At 71.6% G+C, this 15,815-nt stretch carries 18 protein-coding genes; 9 read left to right on the top strand and 9 right to left on the bottom strand.

Annotated elements, in window-relative coordinates; genetic code table 11:
* Nucleotides 1–95: 95 nt before the first annotated feature.
* Nucleotides 96–1,766: an FAD-binding dehydrogenase gene (locus ODJ79_RS33585; protein WP_263027663.1), complete on the bottom strand. Its 1,671-nt coding sequence runs from the start codon at nt 1,764–1,766 to the stop codon at nt 96–98.
* A 49-nt stretch (nt 1,767–1,815) separates the two neighbouring features.
* Between ODJ79_RS33585 and ODJ79_RS33580 the strand changes: the two genes are divergently transcribed.
* The gene (locus tag ODJ79_RS33580; protein WP_263027662.1) at nt 1,816–2,412 is read left to right on the top strand and encodes a TetR/AcrR family transcriptional regulator; all 597 of its coding nucleotides are present in this window, start codon (nt 1,816–1,818) and stop codon (nt 2,410–2,412) included.
* Nucleotides 2,413–2,687: 275 nt separating this feature from the next.
* Here ODJ79_RS33580 and ODJ79_RS33575 read toward each other — a convergent pair whose 3' ends face one another.
* The 3 genes from ODJ79_RS33575 to ODJ79_RS33565 are packed head-to-tail and all read right to left on the bottom strand — an operon-like array spanning nt 2,688 to nt 3,697.
* Nucleotides 2,688–3,050 (bottom strand): group I truncated hemoglobin, encoded by a 363-nt coding sequence (locus tag ODJ79_RS33575; protein ID WP_263027661.1) that lies wholly within the window; start codon nt 3,048–3,050, stop codon nt 2,688–2,690.
* A 21-nt stretch (nt 3,051–3,071) separates the two neighbouring features.
* Complete coding sequence (locus ODJ79_RS33570) at nt 3,072–3,239, bottom strand: hypothetical protein (protein ID WP_263027660.1); 168 nt, start codon at nt 3,237–3,239, stop codon at nt 3,072–3,074.
* On the bottom strand, nt 3,236–3,697 hold the full coding sequence (locus ODJ79_RS33565; protein WP_263027659.1) for a MarR family winged helix-turn-helix transcriptional regulator: 462 nt from the start codon (nt 3,695–3,697) through the stop codon (nt 3,236–3,238). Before ODJ79_RS33565 ends, ODJ79_RS33570 begins: the two co-directional genes overlap by 4 nt.
* A 74-nt stretch (nt 3,698–3,771) precedes the next feature.
* Between ODJ79_RS33565 and ODJ79_RS33560 the strand changes: the two genes are divergently transcribed.
* The gene (locus ODJ79_RS33560) at nt 3,772–4,677 is read left to right on the top strand and encodes a zinc-binding alcohol dehydrogenase family protein (protein WP_263027658.1); all 906 of its coding nucleotides are present in this window, start codon (nt 3,772–3,774) and stop codon (nt 4,675–4,677) included.
* Here the strand turns inward: ODJ79_RS33560 and ODJ79_RS33555 are convergent.
* From ODJ79_RS33555 to ODJ79_RS33545, 3 genes are all read right to left on the bottom strand, one after another.
* The gene (locus ODJ79_RS33555; RefSeq protein WP_263027657.1) at nt 4,664–6,835 is read right to left on the bottom strand and encodes an RICIN domain-containing protein; all 2,172 of its coding nucleotides are present in this window, start codon (nt 6,833–6,835) and stop codon (nt 4,664–4,666) included. The two genes, ODJ79_RS33560 and ODJ79_RS33555, sit on opposite strands and share 14 nt — an antisense overlap.
* A gap of 14 nt (nt 6,836–6,849) precedes the next feature.
* A complete protein-coding gene (locus ODJ79_RS33550) occupies nt 6,850–7,953 on the bottom strand; it encodes an alginate lyase family protein (protein ID WP_263027656.1) in 1,104 nt (367 codons plus the stop codon).
* A 403-nt stretch (nt 7,954–8,356) separates the two neighbouring features.
* Nucleotides 8,357–8,893, bottom strand: a complete 537-nt coding sequence (locus ODJ79_RS33545; RefSeq protein WP_263027655.1) for a hypothetical protein — start codon at nt 8,891–8,893, stop codon at nt 8,357–8,359.
* A gap of 38 nt (nt 8,894–8,931) precedes the next feature.
* Between ODJ79_RS33545 and ODJ79_RS33540 the strand changes: the two genes are divergently transcribed.
* Genes ODJ79_RS33540 through ODJ79_RS33530 form a run of 3 tightly spaced genes read left to right on the top strand, consistent with a single transcriptional unit; the run spans nt 8,932 to nt 10,573 of the window.
* Nucleotides 8,932–9,321, top strand: coding sequence for a VOC family protein (locus ODJ79_RS33540; protein ID WP_263027654.1), 390 nt, complete (start codon nt 8,932–8,934; stop codon nt 9,319–9,321).
* Nucleotides 9,322–9,354: 33 nt separating this feature from the next.
* A complete protein-coding gene (locus ODJ79_RS33535) occupies nt 9,355–9,897 on the top strand; it encodes a TetR/AcrR family transcriptional regulator (RefSeq protein WP_263027653.1) in 543 nt (180 codons plus the stop codon).
* Nucleotides 9,898–9,937: 40 nt separating this feature from the next.
* On the top strand, nt 9,938–10,573 hold the full coding sequence (locus tag ODJ79_RS33530) for a lysophospholipid acyltransferase family protein (RefSeq protein ID WP_263027652.1): 636 nt from the start codon (nt 9,938–9,940) through the stop codon (nt 10,571–10,573).
* On the opposite strand, the gene ODJ79_RS33525 is transcribed toward ODJ79_RS33530, so the two are convergent.
* Entirely contained in the window at nt 10,570–11,508 is a 939-nt protein-coding gene (locus ODJ79_RS33525) for a DUF4037 domain-containing protein (protein WP_263027651.1), read from the bottom strand. The two genes, ODJ79_RS33530 and ODJ79_RS33525, sit on opposite strands and share 4 nt — an antisense overlap.
* Nucleotides 11,509–11,637: 129 nt before the next feature.
* On the opposite strand from ODJ79_RS33525, the gene ODJ79_RS33520 reads away from it, so the two are divergent.
* On the top strand, nt 11,638–12,567 hold the full coding sequence (locus tag ODJ79_RS33520) for an SGNH/GDSL hydrolase family protein (protein ID WP_263027650.1): 930 nt from the start codon (nt 11,638–11,640) through the stop codon (nt 12,565–12,567).
* Here the strand turns inward: ODJ79_RS33520 and ODJ79_RS33515 are convergent.
* Entirely contained in the window at nt 12,564–13,178 is a 615-nt protein-coding gene (locus ODJ79_RS33515; protein WP_263027649.1) for a hypothetical protein, read from the bottom strand. The two genes, ODJ79_RS33520 and ODJ79_RS33515, sit on opposite strands and share 4 nt — an antisense overlap.
* A gap of 23 nt (nt 13,179–13,201) precedes the next feature.
* Here ODJ79_RS33515 and ODJ79_RS33510 point away from each other — a divergent pair, with 23 nt between their 5' ends.
* The 3 genes from ODJ79_RS33510 to ODJ79_RS33500 are packed head-to-tail and all read left to right on the top strand — an operon-like array spanning nt 13,202 to nt 15,737.
* On the top strand, nt 13,202–13,963 hold the full coding sequence (locus tag ODJ79_RS33510) for a prolipoprotein diacylglyceryl transferase (RefSeq protein WP_263027648.1): 762 nt from the start codon (nt 13,202–13,204) through the stop codon (nt 13,961–13,963).
* A complete protein-coding gene (locus ODJ79_RS33505) occupies nt 13,933–15,501 on the top strand; it encodes a radical SAM protein (protein WP_263027647.1) in 1,569 nt (522 codons plus the stop codon). The genes ODJ79_RS33510 and ODJ79_RS33505 overlap by 31 nt, the downstream gene beginning before the upstream one ends.
* Nucleotides 15,498–15,737, top strand: a complete 240-nt coding sequence (locus ODJ79_RS33500) for a hypothetical protein (protein WP_263027646.1) — start codon at nt 15,498–15,500, stop codon at nt 15,735–15,737. Before ODJ79_RS33505 ends, ODJ79_RS33500 begins: the two co-directional genes overlap by 4 nt.
* Nucleotides 15,738–15,815 lie beyond the last annotated feature (78 nt).

Genomic DNA, 15,815 nt, shown 5'->3' with positions numbered 1-15,815 from the left:
GGCGGCCGACGCCGGCCGCTGCGCTGTGCCCCACCTGACGACCGCCGACCCTGCGCCCGCTGGGAGCCAGCCGACACCGGCCGCTGCCCTGTGCCCTAAAGGGAGGCGGCCAGCGACCGCCCGGCCGCCCGCCCGCTGAGCAGGCAACCCCCAAGGAAGGTGCCCTCCAGCGCGTTGTACCCGTGCACCCCGCCGCCCCCGAACCCGGCCACCTCGCCCGCCGCGTACAGGCCCGGCAGCACGACCCCGGCCGGCGTCAGCGCCCGTGACTCCAGGTCCGTCTGGATGCCGCCGAGCGACTTGCGGGTCAGCGTGTGCAGCTTGACCCCGATCAGCGGCCCCGCCGCCGGGCCCAGCAGGCGGTGCGGCGCCACCGTCCGGCCGATCCGGTCCCCCAGGTACCGCCGCGAGTTGTGGATGCCCTGGATCTGCGCGTCCTTGCTGTACGGGTTGCGGACCTGCCGGTCGCGCGCCTCGATCTGCTGCCGGATCCGGGCCGCGTCGAGCAGCGGCTGATCGGTCAGCCGGTTCATCCCGGCCACCAGCTCGTCGAGGTCGCCCGCCACCACGAAGTCGGCGCCGTTGCGCTTGAACGCCTCGACCGGCTCCGGCGCCGCCTTGCCGAGGATCCGCGACCGGAGGAACGCCCGCCGGTCCTTCGCGGTGATGTCCGGGTTCTGCTCCGACCCGGAGAGCGCGAACTCCTTGCGGATGATCTTCTGGGTGAGGATGAACCAGGAGTGGTCGAAGGAAGCGATGTCCGGCGTCGTGCGCAGGTGACGCAGCGTCGACAGGGTGTCGTAACCGGGCAGGCACGGGTCGGGCAGCCGGCGACCGAGCGCGTCGAACCACATCGACGAGGGGCCCGGCAGGATGCGGATGCCGTGCCCGGGCCAGATCGGGTCCCAGTTGCGGATGCCCTCGGTGTAGTGCCACATCCGGTCCCGGTTGACCAGGCGTGCCCCGGCCGCGTCGGCGATGTCGAGCATCCGCCCGTCGACATACGAGGGCACCCCGGTGACCATGGTCCGCGGCGGTGACCCGAGCCGGGAAGGCCAGTACCGTCGCACGAGGTCATGGTTGCCGCCGATACCGCCCGTGGTGACGACGACTGCCTGGGCCGTGAGCTCGAAGTCCGCGACCTCGTCGCGGTTCGAGGACACCCCGCGCGCCCCGGCATCCGGCGCCAGCACCTTTCCCCGTACGCCGGAAACCGCCCCCGCCGAAACGACCAGCTCATCCACCCGGTGCCGGTGATGGAAGGTCACCAGGCCGGCCTCGGCGGCCCGCTGGACCGACGCGACGAAGGGTGCGACCACGCCCGTGCCGGTGCCCCAGGTGACGTGGAAGCGGGGCACCGAGTTGCCGTGCGAGTCGGCGCGCAGCGAGCCGCGCTCGGCCCACCCCACGGTCGGCAGCCAGCTCATGCCGAGCGACGAGAGCCAGGAGCGCTTCTCCCCCGCCGCGAACTCGACGTACGCGCGAGCCCATTTCGCCGCCCATTGATCTTCATCAGCAAGACGGTCGAACTGGGCGCTGCCCAGCCAGTCCTGCCAGGCGAGCTCGAACGAGTCGCGGACGCCGAGCCGTCGCTGCTCCGGCGTGTCGACGAGGAACAAGCCGCCGAAGGACCAGAACGCCTGCCCGCCGAGGTTGGCCGCGTTCTCCTGATCGACGAGGGCGACCTTCTTGCCGGCCGCGGTGAGCTCATGGGTGGCGGCAAGCCCGGCGAGGCCGGCGCCGACGACGATGACGTCCGCATTCACGATACAGAAATGTATCGGATGCATGATCGTATTGGGTAGGGTTGGTCGCATGCGGGTCACCAAGCGGCGGGCGGAGACGCGGGCGCGACTGCTGGACGCCGCGTTCCGGGTCTTCGCGGCCAAGGGCTTCGGCCCCGCACGCATCGACGACATCTGCGAGGCGGCCGGCTACACCCGCGGCGCGTTCTACTCCAACTTCGGCTCGCTCGACGAGCTGTTCTTCGCCCTCTACGACGAGCGCGCCGCCCTCATCGCGAGCCAAGTGGCCGACGCCCTGACCGCGGAGCACGCGACGCCGATCGAGCCCTCGATCCACGAGGTCATCGCGCGGACCGCCGCGACGCTGCTGCTCGACCGCGACTGGCTCCTGGTCAAAACCGACTTCTTGCTGTACGCCGCGCGGCGCCCCGAAGTCGCGACCCGCCTGGCCTCGCACCGCGCCGACCTGCGCACCGCGATCGAGGCCCGGCTGCGCGCCGTGCAGGGCCGGCTGTGCCTGCCCGCCGGGGTGGCCGACGTCCCCGCCGCCGCCCACGCGGTGGTCGCCGCCTACGACGGAGTGACCGTCCAACTCCTGCTCGACGACGACCTACCGGCGGCCCGCGACTGGCTGACCCAGCTGCTGACCGCCCTGCTCATCCGCTGACCGGGGCGCACAAACTCCCCACTCTTTGGCACACCGACGCCAGATCGAGGAGGTTCGCCGCTCGGAGTGCGCACGAACTCCCCACTTTCGCGGTGGCTGAGCCAGAAATAGGAGGGCTGGCGTTGGGGACAGGCCCGCACGTTGCGGGGCCGGGAGTCTGGCGGCGACGGGCCGGGCGGCCGACGGGCCGAGTGGGCGACGACGGGCCGGGCGGCCGACGTGCCGGGTGGGCGACGACGGGCCGACCGGCCGACGACCGGTCGGGTGTGGGTCGGTCAGGCGATGACGTCGTCGGCCGCGGCGGCCAGCACTCCGCGCACGGCTGCGAGGATCTCGTCGTCCGCGCCCAGCCCGGCCAGCACCCCGACCAGGTAGGCGCCGACCAGGTCGTAGTGCTCGGCGGTGATGCCGAGGCCGGTGTGCGCGGCGCGCAGCTCCCGCCCCGAGTAGTCCTCGGGACCGCCGAGCACCTGGCTCAGCAACGCGATCATGTGGCCCTTGAGCTGGGCGATGTCGACGTCGACGAAGTATGGCGACAACCGGTCGTCGGCCAGGATCACGCGGTACAGGCGGTCGACGGCCTCGCTCACGGCCGGCTCGCCGCCGATGCGCTCGTAGAAGCTGACGTTCACGTCCACAGTGGCCTCCCGGCCCTCAACCTAGCCGACCGGCCCCGATGCCGTTGTCCCGGAAGGATATCCGAATCGGCGCCAGGCGTCGTCGGCCACCGCGTCGACCGCGTCCGCCGCGGTCAGCAGGTCGGCGGCGGTGAACCCGCACTCGTCGCCGGCCCGGTGGCGATGGTCGCTGGTCGTCGTCTCGATCACTCGGGCGACGGCAGCAAGGTGTCGAAAAGGTCCACGCCGTTCGCCGCGGCGTGCGCGACCAGCATGCCACTGACCAGCCGGGACAGTGTCGCCCGCTCGGCCGCGGGCAGATGCGCCAGCAGCGCCGTCACGTCGGCCTCGAACTGCTCCTCGACCGACGCCGCCAGCCGCCGGCCCTGGTCGGTGAGGCTCACCAGTACCGAGCGCCGGTCGGCCGCGGACGGGACCCGGGCGACCAGGCCCCGGCGCTCGGCCCGGTCGACCAGGCCGGAGACGCTCGACTTGTCCTGCCCCAGCAGCCTGGCCAGCTCCTGCATGGTGGGCCGGCGATCGCGGAGGACGCCGAGCAGCCGGGTCTGCACGATCGACACGTCGTGCTCGGCGGCGCGGCGCTCGAGGGCGCCGAGGACCAGGAACGACAGCTGGGCGAGGCCGTCAACGGGGCTGAGGCTGGGCATGCGGGAAAGCCTACTTGATTTAGTACGTGGCACAAACTAGTTTAGTTCGTGTCACCAACTAAATGGAGGTACCCGTGAAAGCCGCCGTCGTCACCTCGTTCGCCGAGCCGCCGCACTACCGGGACTTCGAGGCACCCCGGCCGCGCGACGGCGAGATCACCCTCGACGTGGTCGCCGTCGGGCTGCACCCCCGCACCCGCAGCGGCGCGGCCGGCAACCACTACACGAGCACCGGACGGCTGCCGATGATCCCGGGCATCGACGGCGTGGGCCGCCGCGCCGACGGCAGGCTGGTCTACTTCGTCGGCGGCGACGACGTGCTCGGCACGATGGCCGAGCAGGTGGCGGTCGACCCGCGCCGCACGGTCGAGCTGCCCGACGACGTCGACGCGGCCCGGATCGCCGCGGCGATGAACCCGGCCATGTCGTCCTGGGTCGCGCTGCGCCGCCGGGTGCCGGTCCGGCCCGGCCAGAGCGTGCTGGTGCTGGGCGCGGCCGGGAACGCCGGTTCGATGGCCATGCGGGTCGCCAAGCTGCTGGGCGCGGGCGAGGTGCTCGGCGCCGCCCGTCGTCCCGGCGAGGGCATCCTCGGTCTGGATGAGGTGGCCCGGGCCGGCCACGTCGACCTGGTCCTCGACTACCTGTGGGGCGAGCCCGCCGAGCAGGCGATCATGGCGATCCTGACCGCCCGGTCCGACCGCGGCCGCGAGCTGAACTGGGTGCAGATCGGCTCGGTGGCCGGGCCGACGATCCAGCTGCCCTCGGTGGCGCTGCGCTCGGCGAACTTCCGCCTCCAGGGCAACGGGCAGGGCGCGGTCTCCGCCAAGGCGTACCTCGCCGAGCTGCCGGCCCTGATCGACGAGATCGGGCGGGGCACGATCGCGATCGTGCCCCGCCCCACTCCGCTGTCCGAGGTCGAGACCGCGTGGGCGCACCGGGACGCACCGGGTGAGCGCACGGTCCTCGTTACGGGCCGCTGACGATGCTGGTCACCTGGTGGCCGCTGTTCACCGCCGCGCCGGTGTTGTTGATGACGTGGCTGATCGTGCCGGTGCCGCCGAGCGAGACCGTCACCAGGTCGTGGAACTTGACCCCGGAGTTCACCGGCACCTCGAAGGCGCGGGCGTTCACCACCGACGAGTTGACGTTGAAGTAGCAGTAGCTGCCCAGGCCCCACGCCTCGTGCGAGGTGACCGAGTCGCCCACCTTGTACGCCGCCCAGCCCTGGGTCGACCCGTTCATGTAGGCGGCCTGGTTCGGCGGGTCGTACGGCATCTCGTTCTGGTAGAAGTAGGTCCGCCCGCCGTTGCCGTTCCAGATCGTCTGGTACTGCTGGTAGTGCTCGACGAACAGGCCGTAGAAGGTCACGTTCTGGCCGTTCACGATCAGGCCGTTGCGGGCCGTGTTGATCGTCCAGCCCACAGTGCCGCTGTTGCCGTGGTCGGCCCGCCAGATCCAGGCGTGGTCGCCGATCACGTTGTTGCTGTTGATCTCGACGCTCTCGGTGGCCTTGCCGGCGATGGCGCCGCCGATCCGGACGAAGACGTCGGAGAGCACGGTCGGGTTGGCCGCGTGCGACGCGCCCGACCCGGCCGGGCCGACCTGCAGCAGGATGTTCGAGTTGGTGGTGCCGGCGTCGAAGAGCACCCCGGCCAGCCGTACGCCGTCGACGTCGGCGACGTGCATCGCGTCGACCCCGCCGTCCGGCACGAAGGTCGCCAGGCCCAGTCCGAGCACGACGGTGCCCGCCCGGGTCACGTTGAGCGTCTGGTTGAGGTGGTAGACGCCGGGCGTGACGAGCAGGTTCTTACCGGCCGCCAGGGCCGCGTTGATCGTCGCGGCGGTGTCGCCGGACTTCACCACGTAGAACGTGCCGATCGGCAGCGAAGTGCCGGCCGGCGAGCCGCTCGCCCAGGTCGTGCCGCTCGCGTTGGACCGCAGGGCGGGAACGAAGACCTGGTATGCACCGGTGCTGTCGACGTACAGGTAGGGCTTCTCGGCGATGGCCGGGGCCGAGGCGACCGTGGTGTACGGCGGGGACGGGAAGCTCTGCGCCGGCGCGCCCGGGTCGCCGACGAAGACCTGGTTCCAGTTCGAGCCGCTCCAGCTGCCCATCTGCGTGTTACGGGTGAGGAACTGCTGCTGCGTGCCGGACTGGATCTGACCGTCGACCTTGGAGTCGGCGATGAAGCCGCCGGACGACCAGCCGCCGTCCGAGAGCGCCAGGTTGCCGCGCAGGTGCATCCGGCGGTACGGGGCCGCTTGGGAGACCGCCCACCGGTCGAGCCCGTCGCCCGGCGTGACCGACAGGCCCTCGGCCGAGCGCCAGAAGTTCTGGGTGGCGTTCTGCGAGCCGTCCGGCCACCAGTCGGCCTCGACGTGCACGTGGCCGTTGACGGTCACCTGGTCGGGGGTGAGGCCGAGGCCGGCGACCTGGGTGAAGAAGCCGACGTTGGCGTCCACGTTGTAGGTTCCCGGCTTGAACAGCAGGGCGTACCGTGCGTTGCCGAACTGGTTGCTGACCTGCGCGTTGAAGACGCTGGTCAGCTTGCTCTGGATCGTGCTCGCCGCCATCGACGGGTCAAAGACAGTAACGTTAGGCCCCAGATCCGGATTTGTCGGATTCGTAGGTACGGTAGTTGGCGGCGTGGTCGTGCCCCCGGAGAACGTCCACTTCTGATTGGCCGTCCCGGCACAGTCCCAGATCTGGAGCTTCGCCCCATCAGCCGCGTTATTGTCCTTTATATCGAGACATTTCCCGGCGGCGTTGTTGACCAGGTCGCCGGCTGCACCCAGGGTCCACTTCTGTGTGGCCACCGTGTCGTAACAATCCCACAAATGCACGACGGCGCCGTTGGCCGTCGAGTTGTTGGCGATATCCAGACATTTCCCACGGCCCTGCACGGAACCGTTGTCGGCGAGGGTCCACTGCTGGTTCGCGTTCCCCGACGTACACGTCCACATCTGCGGCTGGTTGCCGTTGGCGGTCGATCCGTTGGTGACGTCCAGGCACTTGCCGTTCAGCGACGACACGAGCGTGCCGGAGGAGGCCGCGAGGGCGTCGGTGATGCCGACGAAGCCGAGCGCGCCCATCACCACGGCCATCACCGCGCCGGCCAGAAGCTTGCGAGATCTCATGAAAGGACTCCGAATCAGGCCGGGTTGCCGGCGTGGGTGAGGGTCTCCCAGGCGACGAACAGGTTGTTCGTGCCCTGCGGGCGGTGCGACTCGGTGTACTGCTGGGTGTTGGTCATCGCGATCCCGAGCCGGTTGTGCAGCGCGTTGAACGCCACCTCGGTGACCGGCCCGAGGCCCTTGGTGACCTTGCCGCCGCAGATGTTCGACGGCACCGCGGTCCCGTTCTCGAACTTCGTGTGGAAGCCGAGCGCCTGCCGCACCCGCTCCTGCAGCGACGGCCACAGGTCCTCGCCCTGGATCCGGGTGGTCTCCGCGACGTGGCCGATCGCCGAGATCCCGTACCCGGTGTGCGTGAAGTCCCGGCACGTCTCCTGCGCCAGTCCGTCGACGAACGTGCTCTGCCCCTGCCAGTAGCTGATCAGCTCGCTCGGCGTGTCCACGCTGCCGACCGGCGGATACTTCGGCTGGGCGCCGTCCGCCGCGAGGTAGATGTAGGCGGCCGCCCGCGCCTTGAACCGGGTGATCGCCCGGTCGTAGTCGGCCTTGTCGTCGAGGAAGACCGAGATCCCGACCGCGGCCTCCATCATCGACAGCTCCCAGTTGCCGTTGCTGGAGCTGCCGACGATCACCACCGGCAGGTAGACGGCGCGCAGCATGGTGGCGAACCGGGCCTGGTTCGGCCAACTCGAGTAGGTGTACTTGATGATCTCCGCGGCCCGCGGCCAGACCGATCCGGCCCAGCCGGTCTGCAGCGGCGCGTTGCTGTTGGTGTGGTTCTGGATCGTCGCCGACCACGCGTCCATCAGCGCGATCGACTTCTGGGCGTACGCGGCGTTGCCGGTGAGGTACCAGGCCAGCGCGTCGGTGTAGGCGGCGATCGCGTCCTCGCGCTCGTCGGTGCAGCCGTAGTTCGGGTTGGAGTAGGAGCCGCACTCGACCGTCGCCCGCGGCTTGGGGGTGCGCGCGAGCGAGGCGTACGAGCTGGCCATCATCTGGTTGTAGGCGGCCAGCCAGGGCTGGGCGCCGGCCGCGACCCTGCCCTTGACGAAGTCGAGCTGGGCTCGGCTGACGAGCACGCCGGGGTGGTTGAAGGCGATCGGTGCGGCATCGGCGGTCACGAGGCGGACGCCGAAGGCGCCGATCCCCGCGACCAAGGCCGTGAAAGCCGCTAATAGGGCGCGTCTGCGCATGGGGATGTCTCCCGGGTGGGGATGGGGGAAACCGGAAAGTGGCTTAACAGTTCCCGTTCGGCAACCACACGGTCAAGCCACGATCCATTGACTTAAGTCTTTATTAAAGGTTCCGGAACAAGAGAGCGCTCTCAGGCGGTACCGCTCCCGGAAGCGGTTCCACCACCCACAAAAACCCGCATTTCGTACGACGTCAGCCGGCGAGGGCCTGCCTCCTTCGACAGGGGCGCCCTGCCCGTCAGGCACCGTCACCGCGGGTAAGGCATCCTAGGAGGCTAGGTCTATTCAATAGGCCAGCGTGGCCGCGGCCTTCGCTGGACCGCCGCGCCCGTCAGCCCCCGGCCGAGACAGCCGGCGCACCCTCCGGCCGGAGCCCGCGCCGCAGGGAGTCCGCCATCTCGTCCCGCTGCCGCAGGGCGGCCCGCCACCCCACCACGGGACACGCCACCCGCTCGTGACCGGCCGAGGTCGCCTCCACGGTCCACGGCCGCCGGAACAGCACCCGAGCCATGATCGTCACCGCCAGCAGGACCAGCACGATCACCGCGTCGAGCACGAGCAGCAGAAGCGGCAGCAGCACCCACCAGAACAGCACCGCCGCCAGCACGAGGGCGAAGAAGATGACGACGATCGCCAGAATCTCGTCCCCGAGGCTCAGCCCGCCGTCGCCACCGCCACCCCCGCCGCCACCGGCGTTGGCCACGTTCCCGCCGAGGTCCAGGGCGTCCGACGCCAGGTCACCCGCGTCGCCGGAACGCTTGGCCCGCCACCCGCCGAACCGGCGCGCGAGCGCCCGCCACCGCGGCGCCCACACCACCCGGACATTCCACGAGGCGCCTTCGGGCGTGGTGACGGCAACGGTTCGCACGTCGTCCAAGGTAGCGGCCCCGGACAAAGATGGTGACCATGCCCATCGGCCGTCTCCACCACGTCATCCTCGACTGCCCCGACCCCCTGGCGCTGGCCGCATTCTACCGCGACCTGCTGGGCCACCCGATCACCTACGCCGACGATGACTTCGCCGTGGTCGCCCGCAACGACCACACGTCCGGCATCGCCTTCCAGCTCGCCCCCGGCCATCGCCCGCCCACCTGGCCCGACCCGGCGATCCCCCAGCAGATCCACTTCGACGTCATGGTCGATGACCTGCCGACGGCCCACGACCAGGTCATCGCGCTCGGCGCCACCCCGCTCGGCGGCGGCGACCACGTCTACGCCGACCCGGCCGGCCACCCCTTCTGCCTGATCCCCCGCCCCGGCTGGGCCCCACCGGTCGGTCACGGCAAGGACGAGTAGACAATGTCTATGCGTGCCTGGTAGACAGTGTCTATGCATACCGGCGACACCGAGGCACGCCTGATCGCCGCCGGCGTCGAGCTGCTGGCCGAGGCGGGCACCGACGCCCTCTCGCTGCGGGAGATCGCCCGCCGGGCCGGCGTCTCGCACGGCGCCCCGCGCCGCTACTTCCCCACGCATCAGACCCTGCTCGCCGCGATCGCCCGGGAGGGCTACCGCAAGCTCGGCCGCCTGGTCGCCGAGACGATCGGCGACAGCGAAGCCGACCGGCGGGAGGCGCTGCTCGCCCTCGGCCGGCGCTACGTCGACTTCGCGCGGACCGAGCCCGGCATGTTCGCCCTGATGTTCCGGCACGACCTGCTCCGCGGGAACAGCATCGGCCTCCGGGACGAGAGCACGCCGCTGTTCGGCGTACTCGAGCGGTTGCTGCAACCCACCGCCGCGGCCGCGGCACTCTGGGCGGCCCTGCACGGGATCGCGCAGCTCTGGTCCTGGGGAACCATGCAGCTGGTGACCGGTGTGGACACCCCGGAGCCGCTGCTGATCGCCGCCGTCGACGCGCATCTGAAGGGCTGACATGCACCTGTCCCCCATGCTCCGGCCCCTCCTCCGGCCGATGTCGCGGGTCGCGTTCCGCCCGGAGGTGCACGGCGCCGGGAACGTGCCGCGGATCGGCCCGGTCATCCTCGCGGCCAACCATCTGTCGTTCGTGGACAGCTTCCTCATCCCGCTGGTGACACCCCGTCGGGTGTCGTTCCTGGCCAAGGAGGAGTACTTCCGCGCCGGCAACCCCAAGCAGTGGGTCACCCGGGCGTTCATGGAGGGCACCGACGCGATCCCGGTGCCGCGCGGCGGATACCGGGCGGCGCAGGAGTCGCTCGAGACGGCGCTGCGGGTGCTCGACGGCGGTGGCGCGTTCGGCATCCACCCGGAGGGCAGCCGATCGCGGGACGGCCGGCTGTACCGCGGGCGCACCGGCGTGGCCTGGCTGGCGATCGCCTCGGGCGCGCCGGTGGTGCCGGTCGCGCTGCTCGGCACCGACCGCATTCAGCCGGTGGGCGCCCGCCTGCCGAGGCCGGGGAGGCTGGTCGTGCGCTTCGGCGAGCCGATGGTGTTCCCACGCCCGGCCGACGGGCGGCTGGGCCCGGCCCGGCGCGCGGCGACCGACCGCATCATGGCGGCGATCGCCGAGCTGTCCGGCCAGGAGGTGGCGCCCGAGTACAACGAGCTGTCCGCTGGAGGCGGGCTCTAAAGACCCAGCATCGGCGCGGCGGCCCGGCAGCGACGGATGTCGCCGAGGACGTCGGTGGAGTCCACCGCCTGATCGATGGTCCCGGCGGCCCGGGGAATCCCGTTCCGGCGGCCCACCCGCTCGACGATCCCGAGCAGCACCGGATCGCTGATCTCCGCGATCATTGCGACCGTGAACCGGTGCCCGTCGAGCACCCGGATGTCGCGCGTGTAGAACCGGCGCGGCGCCGGGTCCACCGCCGGGCACAGGCCGAGCTCGTTGGTGGCGGCGGCGAGCAGGCTCCCGGCCGTACAGATCATGTCCTCCCGCTCCCGCCAGGTCTCGGCGCCGAGCGCGCCCCGCAGCGGTGGGCCGAGCTCGGCGGCGAGCTTCAGCTCGCCGAAACCCTTCCCGAACCATTTCCCGTACGGGGCCCAGCGCCGCTCCACGAGAAACGCGATCCGCATCAGCTCCCGGACGAGCCGGCCGGCCAGGATCCGGGAGCCCAGGTCGTCCCCGGTCGAGCCGGCCCGGGCCACGAACGCCTCCTCCTGGCCGACCTTGAGCCAACCGGCCGCGAGCGCGTACCGCCATACGTCGGCGGGATACCAGGCCAGCGCCGCACGCCGGCGGGCCAGCTCGCCCTCGGGGTCGTGGAAGACCGCGCCCCGGGTCAGGCCGGCCAGGATCTGGGTGGGCGTCAGCAGCCAGTCGGCGACCGACATGCCGGCGAGGGGGTCGACGCCGAGCCCGGCCGTGAAGAAGTCGCCCACCGTCTCCCGGTCCGGGTAGAAGACCTGCACCCGCTCGCCGAAGTCGTGGTCCGGCGAGACGTCGTCGTCGTACCCGAGCACCTCGGATCCGGCGCCGAGCAGCGCGGCCGCGTGCGGCACCCCGGCCAGGCCCGGCGCCACCGACTCGAGGTAGTAGCGGCGGGAGATCTCGATGCCGTTCATGCCAACCAGAGGTACCAGACCGCACAACGGGTGCGTCTTTGGTTGCGAAACGGGGTGAAGCGTCAGTGATCGCACCAGCGTGACCGATCTGTCCTGCCAACGCCCGCACACCACACCAGGCCGAGGTCCATGAAGATCTTCTCGTTCGGAATGCGCGTCGCGGCGGTCGCGACGGCCGCCTCCGTCGTGCTGCTGGGATCGGCCGCGACGGCCGCGACGGCCGCCGCGGGCGCCGCCGCCCCGATCCGGATCATGCCGCTCGGCGACTCGATCACGTTCGGCGTCGGCTCGCCCACCACGGGCTCGTACCGCGGCGTCCTGTCCCGCTGGCTCGCACAGGCCGGCGTCAGCGTCGACTACGTCGGCTCGATGCGCTCGGGATTCTCCGCCGACCCGGACAACGAGGGCCACAAGGGCTGGACGATCGCGCAGCTGACCGAGCGGGTCGACGACTGGCTGGCCATCTACCAGCCGGACGTGATCCTGCTGCACATCGGCACCAACGACATGGTGCGCGGCAACCAGGACGCGGCCACCGACCTGGACACGCTGCTCGACCGGATCGCCGTCGACCGGCCGGACGCCCAGGTCTTCGTCGCGAAGATCGTCGGGCTGGGCGACTACGACGACACCGCGGCGCAGGGCTACCGCACGTACTTCTTCAACGACGCCATCCCCGGGATCGTGGCGTCGAAGGGACCGAACTTCCACGTGGTCGACGACAGCGACGTACACGGCATCGACATGTGGAACCGCGAGCACCCGAACGACTACGGCTACCGGAAGATTGCCTGGAACTGGTACCGGGCCCTGGAGCCGGTGCTGAACCCGGACGGTCCCGCCTGGCCCACGGCCGGCGACCCGTACCGGGCCGCCGCCGGCAACCACTGCGTGCAGCGGTCCTGGCAGGGGCGGGCCGCCGAGGGCTGCCACGTCTGGTACCAGCGCGACCACAAGTGGCAGCTGCCGGTGACCACCAAGGTGCGCTACCGGATCAAGGCAAAGGGCCGGACCGTCACGCGCGTGCGCACCGTCACCCGCTGGCTGGTCGACGACTAGGAAAGCATCGACGAGCACATGCCGGCCGTGGCGATGCCGGTGATCGCGCCGCCGATCAGCAGGCCCACGCCGAACTGCCGGGTGTCCCGCGAGATCAGCAGGGCGCCGCCCAGCAGCAGGACCGCCGCGACAAAACCCAGCAACGTTCTGTCGGGGTCGTTCAACGCCCGGAACGCCAGCACCGCGAAGCACGGGCCCACCAGGCCGATCGCGGCGCCGACCGCGATGCCGCCGTACAGGCCCGCGCGGGACGCCGAGAGAATCGGCGAGACGACGTACAACACGTGGTCGCCGGCGTGCCGGCACACCACCAGCACGAAGCCCGCCGCCGGATGCACGCCCACGAGGATCGGACCCTCCGGCGACGACCAGGTGTGCGGCAGCACGCCGATCTGCCGCCAGTCGTCATCGAGCAGGGCGAAAACGTCGACGCCGTCGGGTGCCCGCAGGGTCATCGCCTGGCACACCCGCTCGCCGGCCTCGTCCGCCGGGAGGGCGAAGAAGGGCAGGCTCGGCGACGGGATCGGCACGCCGGTCAGCGGCGGGTCGACCCGAGCCAGCAGCGACGCGCCGAGCAGCCGCGCGTCGCGGAGCGCTTGGGCCCGATTCACGCCATTCAGGGTAGGGTCAAACCGTGCAAATCGGGCGTATGCCGGAGGTTACGCACGGCGTTTTCGTGCTGCTCGGGCTGATCGCGGCGGGCCTGGTGTTCATCGCGGAGACCCGGCGCCGGGGGCGGGCCGACCCTCGGCTCTGGTACCTGGTCGCGGGGGCCCTGACCGGCGGCGCCGTCTTCGAACGGCTCGGGACCTGGCTGCGGCACGTGTCGCCGGCGGCCAACGCGGGCCCCGCCCAGCAGTGGCTGTACGGCAGCCGCAGCATCCTGTCCGCCCTGGTCGGCGCGTACGCGGGAGTGCTCGTCGCCAAGCGCCTGTGCCGGTACCGGCCGCACACCGGTGACCTGTTCGCCCCGGCGATCGCGGCGGGCATGGCGGTCGGCCGGGTCGGCTGCCTGCTCACCGAGCTTCCCGGCACGCCGACCGGCGGCCGCTGGGGCATCACGCTGACCGCCGCCCAGGCGGCCCGCTTTCCCGGGGCGCGGGCCGGCGTCCCGCTGCACCCCTCGTTCGCGTACGAGATCGTCTTCCACCTGGCGGCGCTGGCCGTGCTGCTGCGCCTGCGCGACCGGGTCACGCTGCCCGACGCCCTGTTCACCGGCTACCTGGCCGGGTACGCGATCTTCCGGTTTCTCGTGGAGTTCGTGCGCGGCAACGAGGTCGTCGCCGCCGGCCTCACCCGTCCCCAGCTGTTCCTGCTGGCCGGCTCGCCGCTGCTGGCCTGGCGGGTGTGGCGGTTGCGCGGCGAGTGGCAGAGCGTGCCGGCGGCCGCCTCGTGAGCGCCGGGTCGGGCATGCCGCTGCGCGACGACCGGATCCACCGCTACGTCAACGCGTTCTGCCCGCGCTGCGACCACACCGACCTCGCCCGCGTCGACCGCCTCTCCGGCCGCCTCATGATCCGTGACGACGCGGTCTGGCTGGAACGCGGCTGCCCCCGGCACGGGCTGATCCGCACCCTGTACGACGAGAGCCCGGAGATCCTGCGCTACCTGGAGCGGTGGACCGCCCCCACCAAGCGGCACACGCCGGACGTGCCGGGTAACTTCGCCCCGGTCCCGGTCGCCTACCTGGACGGGCTGCCCGAGATGCAGACCCAGCACACCTGCATCCTGCTGACCGACCTGACCGACTCGTGCAACCTGCGCTGCCCCACCTGCTTCGCCGACTCCTCGCCGGCGGTCGAGACGGTCGTCCCGCTCGCCGAGGTGCTCGCCGCACTGGACACCCGCCTCGAGCGCGAGAACGGACGCCTCGACGTGCTGATGCTCTCCGGCGGCGAACCCACGCTCCACCCGCACCTCGACGACCTGCTCGCCGAGGTCACCGCGCGCCCGGTCGTGCGCACCCTGATCAACACCAACGGGCTGCGCATCGCCCGCGACGACGCGCTGCTCGACCTGCTCACCGAGCACCGCGAACGGGTCGAGGTCTACCTGCAGTACGACGGCGCGAGCGAACGGGCCCACCGGCACCACCGCGGCGCCGACCTGCGCCGGCTCAAGGACCTGGCGATCGACCGGCTCTCCGAGCGCGGCGTGTTCACCACGCTCACGATGACCGCCGCGCTCGGCGTCAACGACGACGAGATCGGCGGCGTCGTGAAACGGGCGCTGGACACGGCGTACGTGGGCGGCGTCTCGATCCAGCCGCAGTTCGGCTCCGGGCGGTCCGGCCCGATCGACGAGACCCGCCGGCTGACCCACACCGGCGTCCTGGCCCGCCTCGGGCCGCAGACCGGCGACCTGGTCACCTGGCGCGACCTGACCGCGCTGCCCTGCTCGCACCCGCACTGCTGCTCGGTCGGCTACCTGCTGCGCGACGACGCCGGCAGCTGGCGCTCGCTGACCGCGCTGATCGGCCACGAGCGCCTGCTCGGCCTGCTCGATCTGGCCCCCGACCTGGTGGCCAACCGGATCGCCGACACCGACCTGCCCGCGAGCCTGCGCGCCGCGGTCCGCGACTCCCTGCTGGGGCTGATGTCCGAGCAGTCCTCGCTGTCCCACCCGCGCATCGGCGACCTGTGGCAGGACATCTGCACGGCGTGCGACCTCGGCATCGGCACGCTGGCCACACTCGCGGCGCCGGCCCTGCCCGGCGGTCGTGCCCGTCTGCGCCGGATGCTCGCCGAACGGGTCAAACGCATCACCGTCAAGCCCTTCATGGACCTGTCCACGATGATCGAGGAACGCCTCGCGCAGTGCTGCGTCCACGTGAGCACCCGCAACGGCGACCGCGACCAGTGCGCGCCGTTCTGCGCCGTGCAGGCGTGGCCCGAGCTGTCCGCCCAGCGCCTCGCCCGGGTGGCCGCCCGGTGAGGCGCGACCCGCTGCCGCTCTGTGTCTACGCGACCGTCGCCGCGCTCACCTGGTGGCTGGGCCCGGTCGCGGTGGCGGGTTTCGGCGCCCTGGCCTTCGCCGGCTACCTCGGCGCCTGGCGGTCCGGCCTGCGCCAGTCGGCCTGCAAGCTGCGCGACGTCCGGCTCGTGCTCGCCTACCTGGCCGCTCTCACCGTGGCCGGCGCGGCCGGGGCAGCCTGGCGGATGTTCGGCTGAGGACGCGGGGACGGCGAGGTCGAGGGACCCGCGCGGCGGCGAGGTCGAGGGGACCCGCGCGGCGGCGAGGTCGAGGAC

It is taken from the genome of Actinoplanes sp. KI2 (genome assembly GCF_025630775.1).
Taxonomy (GTDB): Bacteria; Actinomycetota; Actinomycetes; order Mycobacteriales; family Micromonosporaceae; genus Actinoplanes.
This window is presented reverse-complemented; position numbering and strand designations above follow the sequence as displayed.